This is a genomic window from Lysobacter sp. Soil_C_15, assembly GCF_057657315.1.
In genome coordinates, this window is sequence record NZ_JBDGIR010000003.1 from 53,202 (window position 1) to 75,608 (window position 22,407).

Genomic DNA, 22,407 nt, shown 5'->3' on the forward strand with positions numbered 1-22,407 from the left:
CAGCGTTTTGGCAGCAATCGCGCGCCCGTCGCGACTGGGGACGCGCGCGGCGGCACCGGCGCGACGTAGACTGTCGCGCCCTGCCGCCGCGAGAACGCCGCATGTACGCGCTTTACTACACTCCGGGCGCTGCCAGCCTGGTCGTGCACTGGTTGCTGATCGAGCTGGGCCTGGAACACGAACTGCGCCGGGTCGACATCCAGGCGCGCGAACAGAAGAGCGCCGAATATCTGGCGCTGAACCCCAACGGCTTGGTCCCGACCCTGATCGTCGACGGCCGCCCGCACTACGAGGCCGCGGCGCTGGCGATGTACCTGGCCGACCGCCATCCGCAGGCCGGCTTCGCTCCGGCCCTGGACGATCCGCAGCGTGCCGAGTACGCGCAGTGGATGTTCAACCTGGTCAGCACCCTGCAGGCGCCGGCGCGGCTGTGGTGGTACCCGTGGGACCTGCAGGCCGACGACGCGGCGGTGCGCGCCGGCGCCCAGGCCCGGATCGAGGCCGCCTGCGAGCGCTTCGACGCGCAACTGGCCCAGCGCGGCCCCTATCTGCTCGGCGAGCGCCTGAGCGTAGCCGACTTCTACCTGACCATGCTGATGCGCTGGACCCGCAACCTGCCCAGGCCGGCGCACGACTGGCCGCACCTGGCCGAGTACGCGCGGCGGATGAAGGCGCGGCCGTCGTTCAAGACCCTCTACGAGCGCGAAGGGCTGAGCGAATGGGCCTGAGGCTGGCGTCGGCCGCGCTGGTCGCGGCCTTGGCCGCGTGGCTGCCGGCCGCCGGAGCGGCGACTGCGGCCGCGCCTGCCGCCGGCCAGGCGCCGGCGTCCGTGGCCGCGGTCGACGGCGTCGCCGCGGCCGAATGGACGGTGCGCTGGTGGCGCTGGGTGCATGCGTTCCCGGCCGGGCAGGAACCCTACCGCGACCGCAGCGGCGCGCAGTGCGCGCAGGGCCAGAACGCGGACGGGCCGGTCTGGTTCCTGGCCGGCACCGACGGCGGCTTCGACGCCAAGCGGCGTTGCCGGGTCCCGGCCGGGCGCCACCTGCTGGTGCCGGCGATCAACATGTACTTCCACGCCCCGCGCCGCGGGCGCAATGCGATGAGCTGCGCCCAGGTCAAGGCCGAGGCGGCGCTCAACAACGACGCGCTGCTCAGCGCGGTGGTCCTGCTCGACGGCCGCGCGCTGGAGCGGCCGGCACGGCTGATCTCGCGCTGCTTCGATCCGTTCGCCGCGCGCGATTCCCAGCGCGAACCGGAGGGTCCGGTGCGCGCCGCCGCCGACGGCTACTGGCTTGTGCTGCCGCCGCTGGCGCCGGGCCGGCACCGGTTGGTGGTGGGGGCGAACTACGGCAACGCCGCCGACCCCGATTTCGGCGGGATGATCCAGAATTTCGAGTACGAGCTGGAGATCGGCGAACCGACGATCTGAGCGGCGCGGCGAGGCTGAACGGCGCGGTCCGCCGCACTGCGGGAACCGCCGGCGGGGCCGATCGGTTAGGCTGTGGGGCTGGACTGCCCGGCCGCCATCGCGGCCCGGCCACGCGACGGAATGCGCGACCCGACCGCCGAGGAACGCCGTAGATGAGCCAAGCCGCCACCGCCCCCGTCAGCGCCGATTCGCAGGGCAAGATGCCCCGCCAGATCGCCTTCATCATCGGCAACGAGGCGGCCGAGCGCTTCAGTTTCTACGGCATGCGCAACATCCTGACCGCGTTCCTGGTCGGGACCTTGCTGATGGCCTCGACCGGCGACCTGGCCGAGCGCGAGCGGATGGCCAAGGACGTGTTCCACACGTTCATGATCGGCACCTATTTCTTCCCGCTGCTGGGCGGCTGGCTGGCCGACCGCTACTTCGGCAAGTACAACACCGTCATCTGGTTCTCGCTGGTCTACTGCGCCGGCCACGCCTGCCTGGCGCTGTTCGAGCACAACCAGACCGGCTTCTTCACCGGCCTGTTCCTGATCGCCTTCGGCGCCGGCGGCATCAAACCGCTGGTGGTGTCCTTCTGCGGCGACCAGTTCGACCAGAGCAACAAGCACAAGGCCAAGCTGGTGTTCGATGCGTTCTACTGGACGATCAACTTCGGCTCGCTGTTCGCCTCGCTGCTGATGCCGATCTTCCTGCGCGAATACGGCCCCTCGGTGGCGTTCGGCATCCCCGGCGCGCTGATGTTCCTGGCCACCTTCATCTTCTGGCTGGGCCGCAAGCGCTACGTCATGGTGCCGCCGACCCGCAGCGCGCCGGACCCGGATTCGTTCTTCAACGTCGCCCGCACCGCGCTGCGCAGCAAGATCGCCGGGCAGGGCAACCCGGGCGTGGCGGTGGCCGCGGTCGGCGTGGCCCTGGCGGCCGGCGCGCTGGCGCTGATCCCGAGCCTGGGCTTCGTCAAGAGCGCCTGCATGGCGCTGGGCCTGCTGATCGGCTTCGGCGGCTACGGCATTTCGCTGCAGCTCGAGCGCGCCCGCGGCCAGCATCCGGACGCGGCGGTGGACGGGGTGCGCGCGGTGCTGCGGATCCTGATCGTGTTCGCCTTCGTCACCCCGTTCTGGTCGCTGTTCGACCAGAAGGCCTCGACCTGGGTGCTGCAGGGCCAGCGCATGGTGGTGCCGACCGAGCTGTGGTGGTGGCCGAGCTGGCTGATCTCGGGCGAGGGCGGGGCCAAGGCCGCCGCCTCGCAGATGCAGGCGATCAACCCGCTGCTGGTGATGCTGCTGATCCCGTTCAACAACCTGGTGCTGTACCCGGCGCTGCGCAAGATCGGGATCAACCCGACCCCGCTGCGGCGGATGGGCTTCGGCATCGCGGTCTCGGGCCTGTCCTGGATCGTCGCCGCTTCGATCCAGTTGTATATGGACGCCGGCCACCCCATGTCGCTGGCATGGCAGATCCTTCCCTACGTGTTGCTGACCTTCGGCGAAGTGCTGGTGTCGGCGACCGCGCTGGAGTTCGCCTACAGCCAGTCGCCGCAGTCGATGAAGGGCGTGATCATGGCCCTTTGGTACCTGACCAGCACCTTCGGCAACCTGTGGGTGATGCTGACCAACGCCGCGGTGCGCAACGAGGCGGTGACCTCGCACATCGCCGCCACCGGGCTGAGCGAGAACGCTTTCCTGATGTTCTTCTTCGCCGGCTTCGCCTTCGTCGCCGCGGCGGCGTTCGCCTTGTACGCGCGCAGTTACCCGATGCAGGACCACTACCGCAGCGCCTGACCGGCGCCGCGGCCGTTCCCTACGAGACTCCGAGCCGATGCTGACCCTGATCCTGATCGCCGTGACCGCCCTGGTGTCGTGGCAGGCGTTCGAGAAGAAGCGCATCTTCGAGCGGCTGGTGCTGTGGCCGCCGGGGGTGGAGCGTTTCCACCAGTACGATCGGCTGCTGACCCACGGCTTCGTCCACGCCGATTGGACCCACCTGCTGTTCAACATGATCACGCTGTATTTCTTCGGCGGCGTGATCGAGCAGGTGTTCGCCCAGACCATCGGTCAGGCCGGATTCGTGCTGTTCTATCTGTCGGCGATAGTGGTGGCGATCCTGCCCAGCTACCTGCGCCATCGCCGCGACAACGGCTACGTCAGCCTCGGCGCCTCCGGCGCGGTGTCGGCGGTGCTGTTCGCCTACGTGCTGATCAACCCCTGGAACTGGATCATCGTATTCGTGATCCCAGTTCCGGCGATCGCGTATGCGGTCGCCTACGTTGTCTATTCGTTCTGGATGGACAAGCGCGGCCGCGGCAACATCAACCATAATGCGCATCTGTCCGGCGCGATCTACGGCGTGCTGTTCATGCTGTTGATGGAGCCGCGGATCGGCCTGATCTTCTTGCAGCGCCTGGCCAGCCCGAGCCTGCCGAGCTTTTTCGGCGGTTGAGGCGAGGCGGCCGTTCAGGCCGCCAGGGCGTTGCCGGCAACGATCGCGGGATCGCCGTACGACTCGCGCAGGCCGGCCTGGATTTCGGCATCCAGCCGGCTCAGTTCGGCCTGGTCGAGCTCGCCGTTGCGGGCCAGTTCGTAGGCGCGGGTGATCACGGCCTCGGCGTGGGCGTCGGGCGCGGACGCAGCGATGAATCGCATGGCAAACCCCTTTGTTCAGTGTGTCCCCGGTCACAATTCACGCACATTTCGTGCCAGCGCGTAAGGGGCTTTTTCGGCCTCTAAAGTGACGCACCGGGTCAATCCGAGCCGGGCAGGATCAGCCGCGTGACGCGACGTGGCGAGTCTCACGCCCGCTCACCCGCCTTGAAGGTCGGCCGTGCTACCACACGGTTGCGGCCTGGGGGGCGGCCGTCAAACCAGCAAAACTCGACAGGAGCGAGGCATGGCGACCAAGAAGGCCGGCAAACCGGCCAAGACCACCGCCAGCAAGGCCGTGAAGAAGAGCGCCGGCAAGACCGCGCGCGCGACGGTCAAGAAGGCGACACCCCAGGGCGCGGCCAAGAAGGCGGCGACCGGCAAGACGGCTTCCAGGCCGGCGGCCAAGAAAGCCGCAGCCAAGAAGGCCACGAGCAAAAAGCTTGCTGGCAAGAAGATTGCTGGCAAGAAGACTACGATCAAGAAGGTCGCGACCAAGAAGGTTGCGACCAAGAAAGCCGTAGCCAAGAAGGCCGTGGCCAAGAAGGCCGCGACGGCGAAGAAGACCACGGCCAGGAAGCCCGCGGCCAAGCGCGGCGCTGCGGCGAAGCAGGCGACCCGGGCGGCCGCGGCCAAGAAGACCGCGAGCAAGAGGGCGACGGCCAAAAAAGCCGCTGCGAAGAAACCGGTCGTGCGCAAGCAGGCCGCTCCCAAGCAGCTCGCTTCCAAGAAAGCCGCTCCTAGCAAGACCGCCCCCAGCAAGACCGCTTCCCGCAAGACGCCGGTCAACAAGAGCGGGGCCAAACAGCCGGCCACCAAGAAACTTGCGGCCCAGCGGCCTGCGTCCGCGCAGGTCGCGGCGAAAAAGCCCGCAGCCCGCCCGCCGGTCGCCAAGCCGGCGGCGCTGAACCCGCCGGCGGTCAAGCGGGCGAGCGCCAAGCCGGAGCGGACGCCCGCTGCGCGCAAGCCGGCGCCGCAACGCGCCGCGGCCGCGCCGGCGGCGATCAAGCCCCAGCCCGCGATGCCGGCGATCACCCGCCAGCCGGAGCCGGCGAAGGCCGCCAAGCGCACGCCGTCCAAGCCGGCGGCCGAGGCTCGGCCGTCCAAGCCGCAGCCGGCGCCGCGCAAGCGCGCCGAAACCGCGCTCGCGCCGGCGGCGCAAGCCCCGGACGCAGTCGAAGCCGCGGCCAAGCCCAAGCCGGCGCGCAAGCCGCGCGCGGTCAAGCCCGTGGTCGGCGCCGCACCGGCCGCCGCACCGCTGGTCGCCGCGATCGAGGCCGAAGCGGCCGCGCCGGGCTTGCAGCCGGCGCGACATGAGCCGGCCGCCGACCGCGGCGCCGGTTCGCTGATCGCGCAGGGCGCCGCCGAGTCGGCCGCGCGCAGCGACGACGAGGCCGCCGCGGTGGAAGCCGAAACCGCCGAGGCGCAGGTGCGCGAGGACGAGGCGGAGGCGGTCGAGGACGCCGACGAGGACGCCGCGCCGTCGCGGATCACCCCCGAGCAGGCCCTGGCCAATACCCGCCAGTTGCTCGAAGCCAAGCAGGACCAGGCGCGCGAAGCGCAGCCCTGGCAGCAGTTGGATCCTGGCCACGGCCACGTGCCGGCACCGGGCCCGCAGTCGGGCGCGGCAGCCGACAAGGCCAACGAACTGCACGCCGGCGAAAGCCGGATGCAGGCGATCCAGGGCTCGGTCAGCACCCAGGACCGCCACAACCAGGGCAAGCGCGACAACCGCTGAGCACCGACGCCGGGGCCGCCTCGCGCGGCTCCGGTGCCGTCGTCACCGCACGAGGATTCCGCAGCATGGCCGTCACCGTTCTTCACGACCCCGCCCAGCGGCGTTTCTACACCGAAGTCGAGGGCGTGCTGGCGCTGCTCGACTACCGGCTCGACCAGGGCCACCTGGTGATCGCCCATACCGGCGTGCCGGATGCGATCGGCGGCCGCGGCATCGCCTCGGACCTGGTCCGGGCGGCGTTCGACTACGCCCGCCAGGCCGGGCTGAAGGTGCGCCCGGCCTGTTCCTACGCCGCCGCCTGGATCGAGCGCCACCCCGAATACAACGAGCAATTGGGCTGAGCCCGACCGCCCGCGCCCGTCGCCCCGCGGGCGGCGCGATCGGCTGGCCTCCCGTCCGCCGCCGGTCCGCGACCGCGCGCCGCCGCCCTCCGCGGGCCGGCTTCCGGGCCGGCCTCCGGACCTCAGGGGTCGCCAAGCCGGCCCGGCTGTGCCAGCCTACGCGCCCTCCGGCGTGCCCGGCCCCGTCCCTCCGCTTCGTCCCCTGGTCCTTCCCATGCGTCTGAACAAACACATCAGCGACACCGGCTTCTGCTCGCGGCGCGAGGCGGACAGGCTGATCGCCGAGGGACGGGTCACGGTCAACGGCCTGCGCGCCCGGGTCGGCGCCGAGGTGGGCGAGGGCGACGAGGTCCGCGTCGACGGCGACGTGCTGCGCGCCCGCGCCGCGATCAAGGGCAAGCGCCAGCACGTCTACATCGTGCTCAACAAGCCGGTCGGCGTGGTCTGCACCACCGAATCCGGGGTCAAGGACAACATCGTCGACTTCGTCGGCCACGAGCGCCGGATCTTCCCGATCGGCCGCCTCGACAAGGACTCCGAAGGCCTGATCCTGCTGACCAGCAACGGCGACATCGTCAACGAGATCCTGCGCGCCGAGAACAAGCTGGAAAAGGAATACCTGGTCGCGGTCAACCACGAGGTCACGCCCGAGTTCCTGCGCGGCATGGGCCGCGGCGTGCCGATCCACGGCCAGACCACCCTGCCGTGCAAGACCGGCAAGCTGGGCCGCTTCGGCTTCCGCATCGTCCTGGTCCAGGGCCTCAACCGGCAGATCCGGCTGATGGCGGCGCACTTCGGTTTCCGGGTCAAGCAACTGCTGCGCGTGCGCATCGGCAACGTCAAGCTCGGCCATCTCAAGCCGGGCCAATGGCGCAACCTGACCGATCCGGAACTGCAAGGCCTGCTGCCGCACCGCAACGAGTGGTGAACGGACGGCGCGGCGCGCGCCGGCCAGCGCTTCGGCGGACCGCGGTCTAGATGTGGGCGTCACGCCCTGGGCGATAATGTCGCGCGAAACATCCATGGACCGTCGTCGAAAAGGATAGCTGCATGAAGCGCGTCATCGCCGTCTCCCTGCTTGCCCTGGCCCTGGCGGCCTGCAAGAAAGAAGCCACGCCGCCGGCGCCGGCCGCGGGGACGCCGGCCCCCGGCGCATTGCCCGCGCCGGTAGCGACCGAAGACGGCCCGGTCGAGCTCAAGGAAGTGGTCGAGACCACGCCCGATTACGTGATCGGGATCAGCTACGCGACCCAGGCGGCCAAGTATCCGGGCCTGGCGCGCGAGCTGCGCCGCTACGCCGACGCCGCCCGCGCCGAACTGCTGGAGGCGGCCAAGGGCCGCACCGCCAAGGAAAATCCGTCGCCGTACGAACTGTCGCTGACCTTCGACGACGTGCTGGACGCGCCGCAGATGATGGCGGTCTCGGCCGACGGCAGCAGCTACACCGGCGGCGCCCACGCCGCGCCGCTGATCGCGCGCTTCGTCTGGCTGCCGCAGCAGAACAAGCTGCTCAGCGCGACCGAACTGGTGCCGCAGAAGGCCGGTTGGGACGCGATCTCGCGCTATGTGCGCGAGCAGCTGCATTCGGCGCTGTCGCAGCGCATCGACGCCGACGACCTGGCCCCGGCGATACGCGCCGAGCAGATCGAGACCGGCGGGCGCATGATCGACGACGGCACCGCCGCCGATCCGGCCAACTTCGCCATGTTCGAGCCGATCAAGGCCGCCGACGGCAAGCTCGCCGGGCTCAAGTTCGTGTTCGCCCCTTACGAGGTCGGCCCCTATTCGGACGGCACCCAGACCGTGGAAGTGCCGGCCGCGGTGCTGCTGCCGCATCTCGCGCCGGCCTACCGCGGCTTGTTCAGCGGCGGCTGAAGCCGGTCGCGGCCGGCGTCGCAGGGCGCGGATCGTGTTGCGCGAAATCGACACGGTTCGGCATATCGCCGCGCGCCGCGTTTGCTAAGGTGCGCGGCAACGCGCTACCGGCGCCGCCCGCGCCGGCGGCGTCGGGTTCGCAGCCGCGGCGCGCCGTCGTCAGCCGGTTCGCCGCCCCTGAGCGAGGTCCGCATGTCCGTTGCGTCGTTGCGCAAGCGAGTGGAAGGGTTGCTGGAACTGGCCGACGTGCGCATCGACGGCGACCGGCCCTGGGACCTGCAGGTCGACGACGAGGGGTTCTACGCCCGGGTCCTGGCGCAGGGCTCGCTGGGGCTGGGCGAGTCCTACATGGACGGCGCCTGGCGCACCCAGGCCCTGGACGAGATGCTGGTGCGGCTGATGCGCGCCCACGTCGACGAACGGGTGCACGGCTGGGCGGCGATGCTCGACGGCCTGCGCGCGCACCTGATCAACCTGCAGAGCCACCGCCGCAGCTTCACCATCGGCGAGCGCCATTACGACCTCGGCAACGATCTGTATGCGGCCATGCTCGGCCGGCGCCTGGTCTACAGCTGCGCCTACTGGCGCGACCGCGAGGGCCGCAGGCTGGACGACCTGGACGCGGCCCAGGAGGCCAAGCTGGACCTGGTCTGCCGCAAGCTCGGCCTGCGCCCGGGCATGCGCGTGCTGGACATCGGCAGCGGCTGGGGCGAGGCGCTGAAGTTCGCCGCCGAACGCTACGGCGTGCGTGGGGTCGGGGTGACGGTGTCGGGCGAACAACTGGACTACGCCCGGCGGCACTGCGCCGGCCTGGCGGTCGAATTCCGCCTGCAGGACTACCGCGAACTGCACGAGCCGTTCGACCGGATCTTCTCGCTGGGCATGTTCGAGCATGTCGGGGTCAAGAACTACGACACCTACTTCGACGTCGCCCGGCGCTGCCTGGACGGCGACGGCCTGTTCCTGCTGCACACCATCGGCGGCAACCGCTCGGTCGGCCACAGCGACCCGTGGATCGCCAAGTACATCTTCCCCAATTCCATGCTGCCCTCGGCGCGGCAGATCGCCGAGCACCTGGAAGGCCGGTTCGTGATCGAGGACTGGCACAACTTCGGCGCCGACTACGACCTGACCCTGCAGGGCTGGCGCGACAACGTCGAAGCCGCCTGGGACCGGCTCGGCCCGCGCTACGACGAGCGCTTCCGGCGCATGTGGCGCTTCTACCTGGCCGCCTCGATGGCGACCTTCCGCAGCCGCCACGCGCAGTTGTGGCAGTTGGTGCTGTCGCCGGAAGGCGTGCCCGGCGGCTATGTCGCGCCGCGCTGAGGCGAGGAAATAGCCAAGAGGAGCGAGGAGCGAGCCAAAGCGAATCAGCCTTTGCTCACTCCTCAGTCCTCTCCGCTCACTCCTCTTATGGTTCCTGCGCCAGCTTCGAATGCCGGATGCCGTAGGCGAAATACACCAGCAGCCCCAGCGAGACCCAGATCAGGAAGATCAGCCAGGTGATCGCGGCCAGCTCGGCCAGCAGCCAGATCGAGAAGGCGATGCCGACGATCGGGATCAGCGGCACCAGCGGGGTGCGGAACGAGCGTTCCAGGTTCGGCTTGCGCACCCGCAGCACCCAGACCGAGGCGCAGATGATGATGAAGGCCGAGAGCACGCCGATGTTGACCAGCTTGGCGACCTCGCCGATCGGCAGGAAACCGGCGACCAGGGCGGTGAACACGCCCAGCACGATGGTCGGCCGGTGCGGAGTGCCGTACTTGGGATGGATCTTGGCGAACCAGCCCGGCAGCAGGCCGTCGCGCGACAGCGAGAACCAGATCCGCGCCGCGCCTAGCATGAAGGCGAACAGCACGCTGGCGATGCCGACCACGGCCGAGAACGCGATCGCCTTGGCGATCCACGGCAGACCCAGCGCGGCGAAGGCGTCGGAGACCGGGGCGTCGCCGCCCAGGGTCGAGTAGTGGGCGATGCCGGTCAGCACCAGCGACACCGCCAGGTACAGCACCATCGACACGCCCAGCGACAACAGCACCGCGCGCGGCAGGTCGCGCTGCGGGTTCTTGGATTCCTCGGCCGCGGTGGTCAGGGTGTCGTAGCCGAACACGGCGAAGAACACCACCGCCGCGGCGGTGCCCACGCCCTTCCAGCCGAAGTGGCCGACGCCGTCGGCGCCGACCACCCGCTCGGGCACGAACGGCACCCAGTTGGCGGTGTTGATGTAGAACACGCCGACCCCGATCACCAGCACCACCGCCAGGATCTTGATCGCCACGATCAGGGTGTTGAAGCGCGCGCCCCATTCGGTGCGGAACACCAGCAGGGCCGACACCGCCAGGGTGACCGCGGCGGCGATGACGTTGAACACCCGGCCTTCGCCGGTGCCGATCGCGCCCTGCGCCCAGACCGGCAAGTGGATGCCGACCCCTTCGAGCAGCACCTGCACATAGCCCGACCAGCCGATCGCCACCACCGCGACGATCAAGGCGTATTCCAGCAGCAGGTCCCAGCCGATCAGCCAGGCGGCCAGCTCGCCCAGGGTGGCGTAGCTGTAGGTGTAGGCGCTGCCGGTGACCGGGATCATGCCGGCGAACTCGGCGTAGCACAGCGCCGCGGCGGCGCTGGCGATGCCGGCGATCAGGAAGGCCAGGGCGACCGCGGGGCCGGCGTTGGTCGCCGCCTCGTGGCCGGCGAGCACGAACACGCCGACGCCGATGATGCCGCCGATGCCGATCGCGGTGAGCTGCCACAGCCCCAGCACGCGGCGAAAATCCGAGCGTTTGCCGGCCTCGGCCTGCAGTTGTTCCACCGACTTGTGCCGCAGGACCTTGGCGATCAGGCTCATCGAACGCGTACTCCCCGAGTTGGACGCCGCATCATAGCCGCTGCCGCGCCGGACGGTGGCGCACGGTCGCCGCTCACGCGGCGCCGCCGCGGACGTTGTCACGGATAGCTCTCACGAGGATCCGCGCATGATCCGCTGGAACCGGCAGTTCACCGAACTGATCCGGCGCAACCGCGCCGGCTACTGGGGCAACTGGGGTCTGGCCATGCACGTGCGCCCGGGCGCGGTCGGCATCGTCGACCCGGCCACCGGCGACTTCCGCCTGGTGCATCCGTCGCTGCCCGGGGTCGAGATCCGCCGCGACCGCATGCCGGGCTCGTGGAAGCTGCTGTCCGAGCACGTCAGCCGCCACGAAGGCGCGGTCGACGTCAGCGCCGAGGCCGACGACGGCACCGGCACGCGCGGCGAAGGCGGCCTGGAGGTGCGCTGGGCGATGGGCCGCGCCGGCGCGATCGCCTCGGAGTTTTCGCTGCGCGAGCAGGCGGTGATCGCCGACCTGACCCGGGTCCCCGCGCAGTTCCGCTGGCTGGCCGAGCAGGCGGCCCGGGTCGGCCACGGCCGCAACGGCGCGATCCACCAGGGCTTCGGCGTAGTGACCTCGGCGATCTACGCCAACAGCGGGCTCAACGTCGGCTCGCAGAGCGAGAACGCCGAGTTCTCGATCGCCGGCCGCGCCAGCGCGGTGCGCGAGATGCTGGGCGGCGTCGCCGGCAACGGCAGCTACAGTTCGGTGCGGCGGGTGCGCAACGTCGACCGCCAGGTGTGGCCGGCGCAGGCCAATACCCGGCCCGGCGAGGCGGTGCCGATCGCCTATTCCTTCGCTTCGTTCGACGGCGATCTGTTCCTGCCCAACTGGCAGCGCCGGCTCGGCGCGCTGGAGCTGGAGTTCCGCAATCCCGCCGGCGGCACCTTCCGGGTCGAGATCGAGGTCAGCTGGCAGGTCGGCAACCGGGCGCGGACCGTGCAGCGGGTGGGAGTGAACGGCGGCATGACCCGCACCATCGGCAATATCCCGCTGGCGGCGCGGGACCTGCGGATGTCGGCGCGGTTCGTCGGCTCGGGCAGCCCGCCGATCGAACGCCGCTGGGCCGACCCCTTGCGCCAGTGGGGCAACGGCCGGCGCCGGATCGAGCTGCGCGGCGTGTGGCCGGGACGGATCTCGCTGCGGGTCGAGGAAGAGGACTGAGCGCGGCGGCGCGGCGAATGGGCGGCCGGCGCCGGCGCGCTGTCATCCAATTGCGGCAAGCTGGGGCCGCGGCGCCCCGCGCCGCCGACGCGCGCGCCCCGCGGCGCGCCTGCCGCCACGCCCGTCCGAGGTCCGTTCCGCATGCCGCATTGCTTTAAGCTGGGTCGCCTGTTCGGCGCGCTGCTGTGCTTCACCGGCGCCGCCGTCGCCGGTCCCGTCCCGACCCCTGCCGCGCCCATGTCCGAGCCGTCTTCCGCGTCGCGTCCGATCGTGATCGCCCATCGCGGCGCCAGCGGCTATCGCCCCGAGCACACCCTGGAGGCCTACCGCCTGGCCATCGCCCAGGGCGCCGACTTCATCGAGCCCGACCTGGTCGCGACCCGCGACGGCGAACTGGTGGTGCGGCACGAGAACGAGATCTCCGGTACCACCGACGTCGCCGCGCACCCCGAGTTCGCCGACCGCAAGACCACCAAGACCATCGACGGCGAGGCGCTGACCGGCTGGTTCACCGAGGATTTCACCCTCGCCGAGCTCAAGACCCTGCGCGCGAAAGAACGCATCCCGCAGCTCCGTCCCGGCAATACCCGCTACGACGGCCAGTACCCGATCGCCACCCTGCGCGAGGTGATCGCCCTGGCCCGGCAGGAAAGCCGCGACGGCCGCGCGATCGGCATCTACCCCGAAACCAAGCACCCGACCTGGTTCGCCCACGAGGGCCGGCGCCTGGACGGTTCGCCGATCGGGATCAGCCTGGGGCAGAAGCTGATCGACACCCTGGTCGCCGAGGGCTTCACCGATCCGCGCCGGGTCTATATCCAGAGCTTCGAAGTCGCCAACCTGATCGAGCTGGCGCGCGAGATCATGCCGCGCGCCGGGGTCGACCTGCCGCTGGTGCAGTTGTACGGCGACTTCGAGCGCGACCGTCCCTACGACGTGGTCTATCACCTCGGCCGCGGCGAGGACCCGGCGACGCGCTACCGCGGCCTGGAACGCGAGATCCCCGGCGGCCTGAACGCCCAGACCCGTTATGCGGCGTTGACCGAGCCGGCGGCGCTGGCCTGGATGCGGCGCCATTACGCCAGCGGCCTGGGCCCGTCCAAGAGCGGCCTGCTGCCGCGCGCGCCGGCGCCGGCGGGCGCGGCCGGGTTGAAGACCCGCAACACGGGTTATGTGCATCCGCTGCTCGGGCGCGCGCTGGCGCTGGGCTTGCAGGTGCACCCGTACACCGTGCGCGCCGAGGCGCCGTTCCTGAGCCAGAGCGCCAGCGGCGTCGACCAGAACGCGCTCGGCGAGGCGCTGCAGTTGTATGCGTTGGGAGTGCAGGGCTTGTTCATCGACCAGCCCGATATCGGCGTCGCCGCGCGCGACCTGTTCCTGCAGCACAGCCGCTTGCCGGACGCCGGTCGCTGACTGCGCACGCGTGCCGCTTTCGGGGTAGAGCGGCGCGAGCCGCGACCGCGCTGTCGCCCACTCGCGTCGCACGAGGCGGATGGGCGGATGCCTGGCCGCGGCGAGTTTTCGTCGTCGTTGCGGTGTCGCGGTCGCGGCTTGTGACCGAGGGAGAACCCGTGGCGCGCCGCTGCTGCAGGGGCGGCGGAATCGCTCCGGCCAATCCCCAATTTCTGCCTGCTAATCCCCAATCCCGGCAACCAGCGTCGCTGCGCAATCGGCTTCGAGCTTGAGCGTGGCGATGTCGTCGGCGCGGGTGACGCCGCGGTTGAGCAGGGCCAGCGGCAGGCCGGCCTCGCGCGCGGCGCGGGCGAAGCGGAAGCCGGAGTAGACCATCAGCGAGGAGCCGACCACCAGCATCGCCTCGGCCTGGGCCAGGGCCTGCTGGGCGGCGGCCACGCGCGGGCGCGGCACGTTCTCGCCGAAGAACACCACGTCGGGTTTGACCAGGCCGCCGCAGTCCGCGCAGACCGGGGCGACGAAGCGCTCGAACGCCAGGCCTTCCAGGTCGGCGTCGCCGTCCGGCAGCCGCCGCGCTTCCAGCCCGGTCCACTCGGGATTGCGCGCGGCCAGTTCCTCCTGCACCGCCTCGCGCGGCCGCAGCGCGCCGCAGTCCAGGCACACGACCTGGTCGAGCCGGCCATGCAGGTCGATCACCCCGCGGCTGCCGGCGCGGCCGTGCAGGCCGTCGACGTTCTGGGTGACCAGGGTCGTGTCCGGCGCGCGCGCCTGCCATTGCGCGAGCGCGGCATGGCCGGGGTTGGGCCGGGCGCGGGCGAACCCCGGCCAGCCGACGAAACTGCGCGCCCAGTAGCGTGCGCGGGCCTGGGCGTCGCCGACGAAGGCGCGGTACTCGATCGGCGGCTTGCGCTGCCAGGCCCCGGACTCGTCGCGATAGTGCGGAATGCCCGAGCCGGCGCTCAGGCCGGCGCCGGTCAGCACGAACACCCGCCGGTGCGGGGCGAGGAACTCGCGCAGCCGCTGAGCGGCGTCGCGGGCGAGGGGATCGGCGGTCATGGCGGGCTTCGGCGACGCTCGGCGGGGCTGGAGCGGATATGGCGTCGTTCGCGTCTGATCGCAAGACGGAGTTCGGGCCCCGGGCCCGGGGCCCGGGCTCGGGACTCGGGACTCGGGACTCGGGACTCGAAGAGCATCGCGCCCCGATCCCGAATCCCGATCCCCAAACCGACTTCCCAAAGTCACTCCCAGTCCAATCCTCGATCCGAATCCCGAATCCCGAATCCCGAGTCCCGAGTCCCGAGTCCCGAGTCCCGAAACCCGAGTCCCGAAACCCGAGTCCCGAAACCCGAGCCCCGAAACCCGAGCCCCGAAACCCGAGCTTCACCACATGATGCCGGCGCCGATGGTCACCCCCACATCGCCCTGGGAGTTGCTGTTGCCGGAGAACTTGTACACGTAGCGCCCGTCTTCGCTGATGGTCGACACGCCGATCGCGAAGCCGGTTTCGCCGCGGAACGAGCTGGCTGCGACCGCCGCCATGCTCTTGCCCGGCACGTAGGCCTGCGGCAGCCCGGCCACCGCCATCGCCGAGGCGACCCCGGCGCTGGCCTTGTCGTCGAGCTGGCCGAGGTCGCGGCGCAGGGTGATGCCCCAATTGTCGGTGTACTGGTTGGAGGTGTTGATCGCGCGGTTGATCCCGTCGTTGAGCTGCTGCACGTTGACCGCATCGGAGTTGTTGACCCCGGCGCGGACGTTGCGGATGGTCACCGGCGCGCCGCCGTTGTTGAGCGTGACCTGGGTGGTGTTGACGCTGCCGTCCACGTGGGTGTCGTAGCGCACCGTGCCGGTCTGCGAGGCGCGCAACTGAGCGAGGTTGACCGCGTCGTGGTCCTGGCTGCCGGCGGCGACGTTGACCACCTGGCGCTGCTGGCCGGCGTTGCCGACCGAGACCGTGTTGGCGCGGTCGGCGACCGCACCCTGGCCGAGCGCGACCGCGCCGGAGGCGGTCGCGCTGGCGCTTTCGCCGACCGCCACGGCATTGGTCGCACCGGCGGCGATGCTGCTGTTGGCGCCGAGCGCGGTGCTGCCGTCGGCTTCGACCCGGGCATTGCCGCCGACCGCGGTGTCGTTGTCGCCGGCGGCGTAGGCGTCGCCGCCGACCGCGACGGCGTGCTGGCCGCCGGCGTGGGCGCTGGCGCCGGCGGCGATCGCGCGGGTACCGGCGCCGACCGAGGCATTGCCGGTCCCGTCGATCGCCAGCCGCGGTTCGGGCGAGGTCGGCCCGGGCAGGTTATCGATGCGGGTGTTGAGCTGGGTCAGGCTGGCGTCGACCGCGGCGAAGGCCGCGCCGACATCGGTGTAGGTGCCGCCTTGCACGGTGAAGTTCGGCGCACCGAACACGCCGCCGGCGAACAGCGAGCCGCCGCCGAAGATCGAGGCGATCGAGTTGCCCATCGCGAACATCTGCCCGCCGTTGACCGCCTGCAGGCTGCCGGCGGCGATCTGGCCGGCGGCCAGGTTGTCGAGCAGGCTGCCGCTGCCGGCCGGGCCGCGCAGGGTGACCCGGCCGTAGTCGGGGTTGCCGCTGCCGTCGTCGTCGTACTGCACGGCGAAGGCGTTGCCGCTGCTCAGGCCGCTGTTCAGGGCGGCGAGCGCGGCGCCGACGTCGGTATAGGTGTTGCCGCCGATGAGGTAGCTGGGCGCGGTGAACGTGCCGCCGGCGTTGAAGACCGCACCGCCGCCGAACAGATTGGCGATCGAGCCGCCGATGCCGAAGATCTGTCCGCCGTTGACCGCCTGCAGGCTGCCTGCGGCGATCTGGCCGGCGGCGAGGTTGTCGAGCACGCTGCCGACTCCGGCCGGGCCGCGCAGGGTGACCGAGCCGTAGTCGGGATTGCCGCTGCCATCGTCGTCGTACTGCACGGCGAAGGCGTCGCCGGTGCTGAGGCCGCTGTTCAAGGCGGCGAGCGCGTCGCCGACGTTGTCGTAGGGATTGCCGGCGATGACGTAACTGGGCGCGGTGAAGCCGCCGCCGGCGTTGAACGCGGCGCCGCCGCCGAACACGTTGGCGATCGAGCCGCCGACGCCGAACAATTGTCCGCCGTTGATCGCCTGCAGGCTGCCGGCGGCGATCTGGCCGGCGGCGAGATTGCCGAGCACGCTGCCGATCCCGGCCGGACCGCGCAGGGTGACGTTGGCGTAATCCGGATTGCCGCTGCCGTCGTCGTCGTACCGCACCGCGAACGCGTCGGCGGCGGCCAGGCCGGTGTCGAGCGCGGCCAGGGCCGAGCCGACGTTGTCGTAGCCGCTGCCGGCGATCAGGTAGTTCGGCGCGGTGACGGTGCCGTCGGCCGCGACCGCCGCGCCGGCGCCGAGACGCTGGGCGTTGGACTGGCTGATCGCGAACAGTTGCGAACCGTTGACCGCCTGGGTGCTGGCGGGGTTGACCGCGCCGGCGCGCAGGTTGGCGACGGTGGTGCCGCCGGCGCCTTGCAGGGTGACGTTCTGCAGATCCGGCGCACCGCCGAGATCGTCGTACTTGACCGCGAACGGATCGGCGACGGCGCCGGCCAGTGCGCCCTGCAATTGGGCGAGGTTGACCGCGTCGGTGCCGAGGCTGCCGGCGGCGACGTTGGTCAGCTTGCGCGTCGCGCCGGGCGCGCCGAGCGAGACCTCGCCCGCGGAGTTCTGCGGCGCGGCCAGGCCGAACGCGATATAGCCGGTCTGGGCGCCGATCACGGTCGACGAACCGGCGCCGAGCGCGACGCTGTTGGCGTGGGTGGACGTCGCGCCGAAGCCGAGCACGGTCTGGCGGTCGGCGTTGCCGAAGCTGTTGTCGCCGATCACCACCGAATTGCCCAGGCGCGCGGCGTAGTTGGTGTCGGGGCCGCCGGTGAAGCCGGCCGAGGCGGCGCTGACGGTCGGCAACTGGTGGCGGGCATTGGTGCCCAGGACCACGGTGTTGGAGCCGTTGGCGTAGCTGCCGTCGCCGATGATGACCTGGTTGTTCTGCGCCGGATTCGTGCGCCAGGTGCAGGCCAGGCCGATCACCACGCAGGAGGGATTGTTGTTGTTGCCGAAGTAATTGCTGTCCTGGAACTGGATGTAGCTGTCGGAATGCACCGCGCCGATCAGGGTCAGGTGATCGGCCGGCTGATTGCCGTCGAGGTCGGCGACGTTGGGCGCCTGGATCAGGTTGAGGATCAGCGACAGGTAGGAGTAGTTGAAGTTGGCCCGGTCGATGGTCAGGCAGTCGCTGCCGAGCAGGCCGCAGGCCTGGTAGTCGTTGCCGAGCAGCCAATTGCTCAGATACACGTTGAGATCGGGCAGGCTGCTGGTCGGCGGTGGCGGCTGGATCACGCTCATCGGCGAGATCAGGTCGCCCTCCAGCGCGCTAGGTCCCCAGGTCGAACTGTTGGGAATGCCGTCGAACACCAGCGGCAGCAGCGGACCGGGTTCGGCCAGCGGATCCTCGCTCGCGCCGGGTTCGGCCGACGGCTCGGCGGCCGGCTCGACGATGGACTCGACGACCGGTCCGATGGTGGGTTCGGCCAGCGGCGCGACGACGTCGGCGAGCGGGTCTGGAGCAGACGCAGGATCGGCGGCGAATGCCGGCGCGCAGGTCGCGGCGGCGACGAGCGCGATCCAGCAGGCCGCGGTTAGCGGCGCGAACGCCGGTATCGCTCGGGCCCACGGTGCGTGGGCGGTGGAAGTAGTGGTGCGGCGTGCGGTGCGGGTGGGGTTGATGCCCTGGGTCATGACACGGCCTCCGTCTGCTGAGCCTACGTAGCGCCGACGGCGGCGGTTTAGCGCATGGCTAACGACGATCGGTCGATCGTCTCCCCCGTCGCCGCGACCGACCGTGTTCGCTGGCACGGTCGATGCATCGGCGACTGCAGGCTAGGAAAGCCGGGTGCGGTACGCACTCATGTTGGTTCACGCACGATCACCTCGACTCACCGAGGTTCACACACTGAAGATCGCGGCGCCGCGCAGGCGCCGACGAATTCGGGGGATAGTGGGGGCGTGGGCGGCGCGGCTCAGCCGGGCGCGCGCACCACCGTGCACAGATAGCCCATGCCGCGCACCGCGCGCAGCGGCAAGGGCAGCGGGCTCATCAGCGCGACTTTCTTGCGCAAGCGGTAGATCAGCATCTCCAGGCGATGCGGGTCGAAGTCGTAGACATCGCTGGTCAGCGAACCGATCAGGCTGTCGTGCGAGACCGGATGGCCGCCGGCGCCGGCGTTGACCAGGCGCAGCAGCACGCTGCGTTCGGGCGCGCTGAGATCGATCGCCGCGCCGTCGGGGGTGCGCAGGGTCCAGCCGTCGGCGGCCAGTTCCCAGTCCGGCATCGCGCCGTTGCCGGCGCGCGCGGGCAGGGCGCGCATGTGGTGCTGCAGGCTGTGCATCGCGGAGACCACCGAGGTCAGCCGGTCCAGGTCGACCGGCTTGGCCAGGCAGGCGTCGGCGATTTCCTGGTAGGCGTCGCCGCAGGCGTCGGCCTCGGCGTCGAGGACGATGATGCCGATGTCGGAATGCTGGCGCAGGTGTTGGGCGACGACGCGCGGATTGTCGTCGGGCAGGTCGCTGGCGATCACCGCGATGTCGCACGGCGCGTTGAGCAGGTTGCGGTACAGCGCCGTGGCGTTGGCGCATTCGAGCACGGCGAATTGCCGGGTCTGCAGCGATTGCAGGATCTGCTGCCGCAGCATCGGATCTCGTTCGACCACCGCGATGCGGCGTTCGTTGCGGTGGTCGTTGCCGGTGCTGCCGGGCAGGACTGTGGGAATGGCGGCCATCCTGAATTCCCCTGTTGATCGAGCTAACCGACCGTTCCGCGTCTGCGGGACGGTGCCGTCGACGTCCAAAATCAGGTTAATGGGGCTCCACTGGAAGCTACAGTGACACAGGTCGGTGTTCGCGGAAAGTATTGAAATCCTTGGGATACGCGGATCATTTAGATCGTGCTAATGGGCTTTCCCTCGGGTGTTCCCATGTGCTGCGAATCGCATCGCACAGGTCTTGTCGGCTCCAACGACAAAAAAGCCGCCCACCGGACAGGTGGGCGGCTTTCGGGGTCTCGCGACCGCGGCCGAAGCTGAATTATTTAGCCGGGGCGGCGCTCGCCGGCGCGGTCAGGCCGCGACGTTCCAGCAAAGGCTGGATCTTCGGCTCGTGTCCGGAGAAATCGCGGAACAGCTGCAGCGCGTCCTTGCTGCCGCCGCGCGAGAGCAGGGTGGCGCGGAAGCGGTCGCCGTTCTCGCGGGTCAGGCCGCCGTGCTGCTTGATCCACTCCACGGTGTTGGCATCCAGCACTTCCGACCAGATGTAGGCGTAGTAGCCGGCCGCGTAGCCGCCCATGATGTGGCTGAAGTACGGGGTGCGGTAGCGCGGCGGCACCGGCGCGTAGGCGATGCCGTCCTTCTTCAGCGCCGCGGCTTCGAAGGCCATCACGTCCTTGGCCGCCGGCACCTGCGAGGCGTCGGAGAGCTGGTGCCAGTTCTGGTCGAGCATCGCCGCGCCCAGGTACTCGGTGGTGGTGAAGCCCTGGTTGAACTTGGACGCCGCCAGCACCTTGTCGAGCAGTTCCTTCGGCATCGGCTCGCCGGTCTGGTAGTGCTTGGCGTAGTTGGCCAGCACCGACGGCCAGTCGGCCCACATCTCGTTGACCTGGGAGGGGAACTCGACGAAGTCGCGCGGCACGCTGGTGCCGGAGAAGTAGGGGTACTTCACGTTCGAGAACATGCCGTGCAGGGCATGGCCGAACTCATGGAACATGGTGGTGACCTCGTCCCAGGTCATCAGCGTCGGCTTGCCGGCCGGCGGCTTGGGGATGTTGAGGTGGTTGGCCACGACCGGCAGGGTGCCGAACAGTTCCGACTGTTCGACGTAGGAGTTCATCCACGCGCCGCCGCGCTTGGAGTCGCGCGCGTACATGTCGGCGATGAAGATCGCCAGCTGCTTGCCGTTGGCGTCGTACACGTCGTAGACGCTGGTGTCGGGGTGGTACAGCGGCAGGTCGGTGCGCTGCTTGAACTTCAGTCCGTACAGCTGGCCGGCGGCGTAGAACACGCCGTTCTCGAGCACGTTCTTCATCTCGAAGTAGGGCTTGAGCTGGGCTTCGTCGAAGGCGAACTTCTCCTTGCGCACCTTCTCGGCGTAGAACGCCCAGTCCCAGGGCTCGAGCTTGAAGCTCTGCTCGCCCTTGGCGGCCTGTTCCTTGTCGATCATCGCCTGCAGGTCGGCGGCCTCGCGCTGGGCGTTGGCGACCGCGGCCGGAGCCAGCTGGCCGAGCATCTTGTTGACCGCCTCGGCGTTCTTGGCGGTCTCGTCCTCGAGCACGTAGGCGGCGTAGTTCGGGTAGCCCATCATCTTGGCGCGTTCGGTGCGCAGGGTGACGACCTTGGAGACGATGGCGGTGTTGTCGTACTTGTTGCCGCGGCTGCCGCGCGCGACCGAGGCCTTGTGCAGCTTCTCGCGCAGGGCGCGGTTGGTCAGGTCGGTTTCCGGCGGCTGGCCGGTGGTGTTGAGCAGGGTCAGCAGGTACTTGCCTTCCAGCTTGCGCGCCTTGGCCGCCTCGGCGGCGGCGGCGATGCGCTCGTCGGACAGGCCGTCGAGCTCGGCCTTGCTGTCGACCACGATCGCCGAGTCTTTCACTTCCTCGAGCACGTTCTCGCTGAACTTGGCGCCCAGCTCGGCCAGCTCGGAATTGATCGCCTTCAGGCGCGCCTTCTGCGGCTCGCTGAGGTTGGCGCCGCCGCGGACGAAGTCGGTGTAGTAGCGCTCGATCAGGCGCACGCCTTCGGCGTCCAGGCCCAGCGATTCGCGCTGGCCGTGCAGGGTCTTGATGCGTTCGAACAGCTTCGGGTTCAGCGCGATCGCGTCGCGGTGCGCGGACAGCTTGGGCGCGTAGTCCTGCTGCAGCTTCTGCCGGGTCGGATTGGTGTCGGTGCCGACCAGGTTGAAGAAGGTCGCGGTGGCGCGGCTGAGGATGCGGCCGGAGCGCTCCATCGCCAGGATGGTGTTGTCGAAGGTCGGCGCCTGCGGGTTGTCGGCGATCGCCTGGATTTCCTTGAGCTGATCGGCCATGCCGCGATCGAATGCCGGCGCGAAGTCGGCGTCCTTGATCTTGTCGAACTGCGGGAACTGCAGCGGCAGCGGGCTTTCCTGGAAGAACGGATTGGCGTGCGATTGGGCGTCGTTTTTCACGGCTTGGGCGGCGGCAGTCTGGGCCTGGGCATTGTGGGCCAGACCGGGAACGGTGGCGACCAGGGCCACGGCCAGCGCCAGGGCGAGGGGATGCTTCATCGTACGAAACCTCGTCAATAGGAGGCCGAAAGCCTAACCGATGGGGGGCGGGCGGACCCATGACGAAAGGCATGGGCCGGCGGACCGGCGGGTCCGGGACCATCGCGAGGGCCGGCGCCGGGCGGGGGCGCGCCGACGCGCCGCATGGACGACCCGCTACAGGAGCCCGCATGTCCGCCACCGACGTCCCGACCGTCGCGCCGCCGAGCGCGGCGCGCTTCGTACCGATGCTGCACGTCGCCAGCGTGATGCGCGCGGCCGGGTTCTACGCCGCGCTCGACTTCGCGATCGGCGAGGTCCATCGCGAACCGTCCTGCGACGATCCGGGCCGCGACGAGCCGGTCTGGGCCTGGCTGGGCAGCGCCGCCGGCGCCGAGCTGATGCTGGTGCAGGCCGATGCGCCGGTGGACGCCTGCGCCCAGGGCGTGCTGTTCTATGTCTACTGCGACGATGTCGCGGCGATGCGCGAGCGCGTGCTCGCCGCCGGCATCGACGCCGGCGAAATCGCTTATCCGTTCTATCGCCCGCGCGGCGAATTCCGTGTCCAGGACCCGGACGGCTACGTGTTGATGGTCACCCATCAGGACTGAGCCGCGCGTCGCAACGGCCGTATCCCACTTCATGGAGCCGC

Annotated in this window: 18 protein-coding genes; 12 read left to right on the top strand and 6 right to left on the bottom strand. The window is 70.1% G+C overall.

Going from position 1 to position 22,407, the window contains the following annotated elements; translation table 11 throughout:
- The first annotated feature begins 101 nt into the window (after positions 1 to 101).
- The 4 genes from AC3A57_RS08180 to AC3A57_RS08195 all read left to right on the top strand — a co-directional run bounded on the left by AC3A57_RS08180 (position 102) and on the right by AC3A57_RS08195 (position 3,868).
- Entirely contained in the window at positions 102 to 728 is a 627-nt protein-coding gene (locus AC3A57_RS08180) for a glutathione S-transferase family protein (protein ID WP_487578460.1), read from the top strand.
- Positions 719 to 1,429, top strand: coding sequence for a hypothetical protein (locus AC3A57_RS08185; protein ID WP_487578461.1), 711 nt, complete (start codon positions 719 to 721; stop codon positions 1,427 to 1,429). The genes AC3A57_RS08180 and AC3A57_RS08185 overlap by 10 nt, the downstream gene beginning before the upstream one ends.
- 152 nt (positions 1,430 to 1,581) lie before the next feature.
- Positions 1,582 to 3,210, top strand: a complete 1,629-nt coding sequence (locus AC3A57_RS08190) for a POT-type proton-dependent oligopeptide transporter (RefSeq protein ID WP_487578462.1) — start codon at positions 1,582 to 1,584, stop codon at positions 3,208 to 3,210.
- 37 nt (positions 3,211 to 3,247) lie between these two features.
- The gene (locus tag AC3A57_RS08195; RefSeq protein ID WP_336132032.1) at positions 3,248 to 3,868 is read left to right on the top strand and encodes a rhomboid family intramembrane serine protease; all 621 of its coding nucleotides are present in this window, start codon (positions 3,248 to 3,250) and stop codon (positions 3,866 to 3,868) included.
- A gap of 14 nt (positions 3,869 to 3,882) precedes the next feature.
- Here AC3A57_RS08195 and AC3A57_RS08200 read toward each other — a convergent pair whose 3' ends face one another.
- The gene (locus AC3A57_RS08200; RefSeq protein WP_221673061.1) at positions 3,883 to 4,071 is read right to left on the bottom strand and encodes a hypothetical protein; all 189 of its coding nucleotides are present in this window, start codon (positions 4,069 to 4,071) and stop codon (positions 3,883 to 3,885) included.
- 244 nt (positions 4,072 to 4,315) lie between these two features.
- On the opposite strand from AC3A57_RS08200, the gene AC3A57_RS08205 reads away from it, so the two are divergent.
- The 5 genes from AC3A57_RS08205 (at position 4,316) to cfa (ending at position 9,348) form a co-directional block, all read left to right on the top strand.
- Positions 4,316 to 5,806, top strand: coding sequence for a hypothetical protein (locus AC3A57_RS08205; RefSeq protein ID WP_487578463.1), 1,491 nt, complete (start codon positions 4,316 to 4,318; stop codon positions 5,804 to 5,806).
- A gap of 65 nt (positions 5,807 to 5,871) precedes the next feature.
- Complete coding sequence (locus AC3A57_RS08210) at positions 5,872 to 6,147, top strand: GNAT family N-acetyltransferase (protein WP_487578464.1); 276 nt, start codon at positions 5,872 to 5,874, stop codon at positions 6,145 to 6,147.
- Between the two features lie 214 nt (positions 6,148 to 6,361).
- Positions 6,362 to 7,075, top strand: a complete 714-nt coding sequence (locus tag AC3A57_RS08215; protein WP_487578465.1) for a pseudouridine synthase — start codon at positions 6,362 to 6,364, stop codon at positions 7,073 to 7,075.
- Positions 7,076 to 7,197: 122 nt separating this feature from the next.
- On the top strand, positions 7,198 to 8,022 hold the full coding sequence (locus AC3A57_RS08220) for a DUF3298 and DUF4163 domain-containing protein (protein ID WP_487578466.1): 825 nt from the start codon (positions 7,198 to 7,200) through the stop codon (positions 8,020 to 8,022).
- A gap of 192 nt (positions 8,023 to 8,214) precedes the next feature.
- The gene (gene cfa, locus AC3A57_RS08225; RefSeq protein ID WP_487578467.1) at positions 8,215 to 9,348 is read left to right on the top strand and encodes a cyclopropane fatty acyl phospholipid synthase; all 1,134 of its coding nucleotides are present in this window, start codon (positions 8,215 to 8,217) and stop codon (positions 9,346 to 9,348) included.
- Positions 9,349 to 9,433: 85 nt separating this feature from the next.
- Here cfa and AC3A57_RS08230 read toward each other — a convergent pair whose 3' ends face one another.
- A complete protein-coding gene (locus tag AC3A57_RS08230) occupies positions 9,434 to 10,870 on the bottom strand; it encodes an amino acid permease (RefSeq protein WP_487578468.1) in 1,437 nt (478 codons plus the stop codon).
- A 127-nt stretch (positions 10,871 to 10,997) separates the two neighbouring features.
- On the opposite strand from AC3A57_RS08230, the gene AC3A57_RS08235 reads away from it, so the two are divergent.
- Both AC3A57_RS08235 and AC3A57_RS08240 read left to right on the top strand, forming a co-directional pair.
- A complete protein-coding gene (locus AC3A57_RS08235; protein WP_487578469.1) occupies positions 10,998 to 12,056 on the top strand; it encodes a hypothetical protein in 1,059 nt (352 codons plus the stop codon).
- Positions 12,057 to 12,293: 237 nt separating this feature from the next.
- Positions 12,294 to 13,469 (top strand): glycerophosphodiester phosphodiesterase family protein, encoded by a 1,176-nt coding sequence (locus AC3A57_RS08240; RefSeq protein WP_487578470.1) that lies wholly within the window; start codon positions 12,294 to 12,296, stop codon positions 13,467 to 13,469.
- Positions 13,470 to 13,688: 219 nt separating this feature from the next.
- Here AC3A57_RS08240 and AC3A57_RS08245 read toward each other — a convergent pair whose 3' ends face one another.
- The 4 genes from AC3A57_RS08245 to AC3A57_RS08260 all read right to left on the bottom strand — a co-directional run bounded on the left by AC3A57_RS08245 (position 13,689) and on the right by AC3A57_RS08260 (position 21,776).
- On the bottom strand, positions 13,689 to 14,525 hold the full coding sequence (locus AC3A57_RS08245; RefSeq protein ID WP_487578471.1) for an NAD-dependent protein deacetylase: 837 nt from the start codon (positions 14,523 to 14,525) through the stop codon (positions 13,689 to 13,691).
- Between the two features lie 324 nt (positions 14,526 to 14,849).
- Positions 14,850 to 18,227, bottom strand: coding sequence for a YadA-like family protein (locus AC3A57_RS08250; protein ID WP_487578472.1), 3,378 nt, complete (start codon positions 18,225 to 18,227; stop codon positions 14,850 to 14,852).
- A 281-nt stretch (positions 18,228 to 18,508) separates the two neighbouring features.
- The gene (locus tag AC3A57_RS08255; protein ID WP_487578473.1) at positions 18,509 to 19,267 is read right to left on the bottom strand and encodes a response regulator transcription factor; all 759 of its coding nucleotides are present in this window, start codon (positions 19,265 to 19,267) and stop codon (positions 18,509 to 18,511) included.
- 304 nt (positions 19,268 to 19,571) lie between these two features.
- Entirely contained in the window at positions 19,572 to 21,776 is a 2,205-nt protein-coding gene (locus AC3A57_RS08260; protein ID WP_487578474.1) for a M3 family metallopeptidase, read from the bottom strand.
- Positions 21,777 to 21,946: 170 nt separating this feature from the next.
- Between AC3A57_RS08260 and AC3A57_RS08265 the strand changes: the two genes are divergently transcribed.
- Positions 21,947 to 22,366 (top strand): VOC family protein, encoded by a 420-nt coding sequence (locus AC3A57_RS08265; RefSeq protein WP_487578475.1) that lies wholly within the window; start codon positions 21,947 to 21,949, stop codon positions 22,364 to 22,366.
- Positions 22,367 to 22,407: the final 41 nt, after the last annotated feature.

What these genes read in the sequence shown, in the direction of transcription:
- AC3A57_RS08180 (WP_487578460.1), top strand. Translation starts at nt 102, where the DNA reads ATGTACGCGCTTTACTACACTCCGGGCGCTGCCAGCCTGGTCGTGCAC.
- AC3A57_RS08185 (WP_487578461.1), top strand. Translation starts at nt 719, where the DNA reads ATGGGCCTGAGGCTGGCGTCGGCCGCGCTGGTCGCGGCCTTGGCCGCG.
- AC3A57_RS08190 (WP_487578462.1), top strand. Translation starts at nt 1,582, where the DNA reads ATGAGCCAAGCCGCCACCGCCCCCGTCAGCGCCGATTCGCAGGGCAAG.
- AC3A57_RS08195 (WP_336132032.1), top strand. Translation starts at nt 3,248, where the DNA reads ATGCTGACCCTGATCCTGATCGCCGTGACCGCCCTGGTGTCGTGGCAG.
- AC3A57_RS08200 (WP_221673061.1), bottom strand. Translation starts at nt 4,071, where the DNA reads ATGCGATTCATCGCTGCGTCCGCGCCCGACGCCCACGCCGAGGCCGTG.
- AC3A57_RS08205 (WP_487578463.1), top strand. Translation starts at nt 4,316, where the DNA reads ATGGCGACCAAGAAGGCCGGCAAACCGGCCAAGACCACCGCCAGCAAG.
- AC3A57_RS08210 (WP_487578464.1), top strand. Translation starts at nt 5,872, where the DNA reads ATGGCCGTCACCGTTCTTCACGACCCCGCCCAGCGGCGTTTCTACACC.
- AC3A57_RS08215 (WP_487578465.1), top strand. Translation starts at nt 6,362, where the DNA reads ATGCGTCTGAACAAACACATCAGCGACACCGGCTTCTGCTCGCGGCGC.
- AC3A57_RS08220 (WP_487578466.1), top strand. Translation starts at nt 7,198, where the DNA reads ATGAAGCGCGTCATCGCCGTCTCCCTGCTTGCCCTGGCCCTGGCGGCC.
- cfa (WP_487578467.1), top strand. Translation starts at nt 8,215, where the DNA reads ATGTCCGTTGCGTCGTTGCGCAAGCGAGTGGAAGGGTTGCTGGAACTG.
- AC3A57_RS08230 (WP_487578468.1), bottom strand. Translation starts at nt 10,870, where the DNA reads ATGAGCCTGATCGCCAAGGTCCTGCGGCACAAGTCGGTGGAACAACTG.
- AC3A57_RS08235 (WP_487578469.1), top strand. Translation starts at nt 10,998, where the DNA reads ATGATCCGCTGGAACCGGCAGTTCACCGAACTGATCCGGCGCAACCGC.
- AC3A57_RS08240 (WP_487578470.1), top strand. Translation starts at nt 12,294, where the DNA reads ATGTCCGAGCCGTCTTCCGCGTCGCGTCCGATCGTGATCGCCCATCGC.
- AC3A57_RS08245 (WP_487578471.1), bottom strand. Translation starts at nt 14,525, where the DNA reads ATGACCGCCGATCCCCTCGCCCGCGACGCCGCTCAGCGGCTGCGCGAG.
- AC3A57_RS08250 (WP_487578472.1), bottom strand. Translation starts at nt 18,227, where the DNA reads ATGACCCAGGGCATCAACCCCACCCGCACCGCACGCCGCACCACTACT.
- AC3A57_RS08255 (WP_487578473.1), bottom strand. Translation starts at nt 19,267, where the DNA reads ATGGCCGCCATTCCCACAGTCCTGCCCGGCAGCACCGGCAACGACCAC.
- AC3A57_RS08260 (WP_487578474.1), bottom strand. Translation starts at nt 21,776, where the DNA reads ATGAAGCATCCCCTCGCCCTGGCGCTGGCCGTGGCCCTGGTCGCCACC.
- AC3A57_RS08265 (WP_487578475.1), top strand. Translation starts at nt 21,947, where the DNA reads ATGTCCGCCACCGACGTCCCGACCGTCGCGCCGCCGAGCGCGGCGCGC.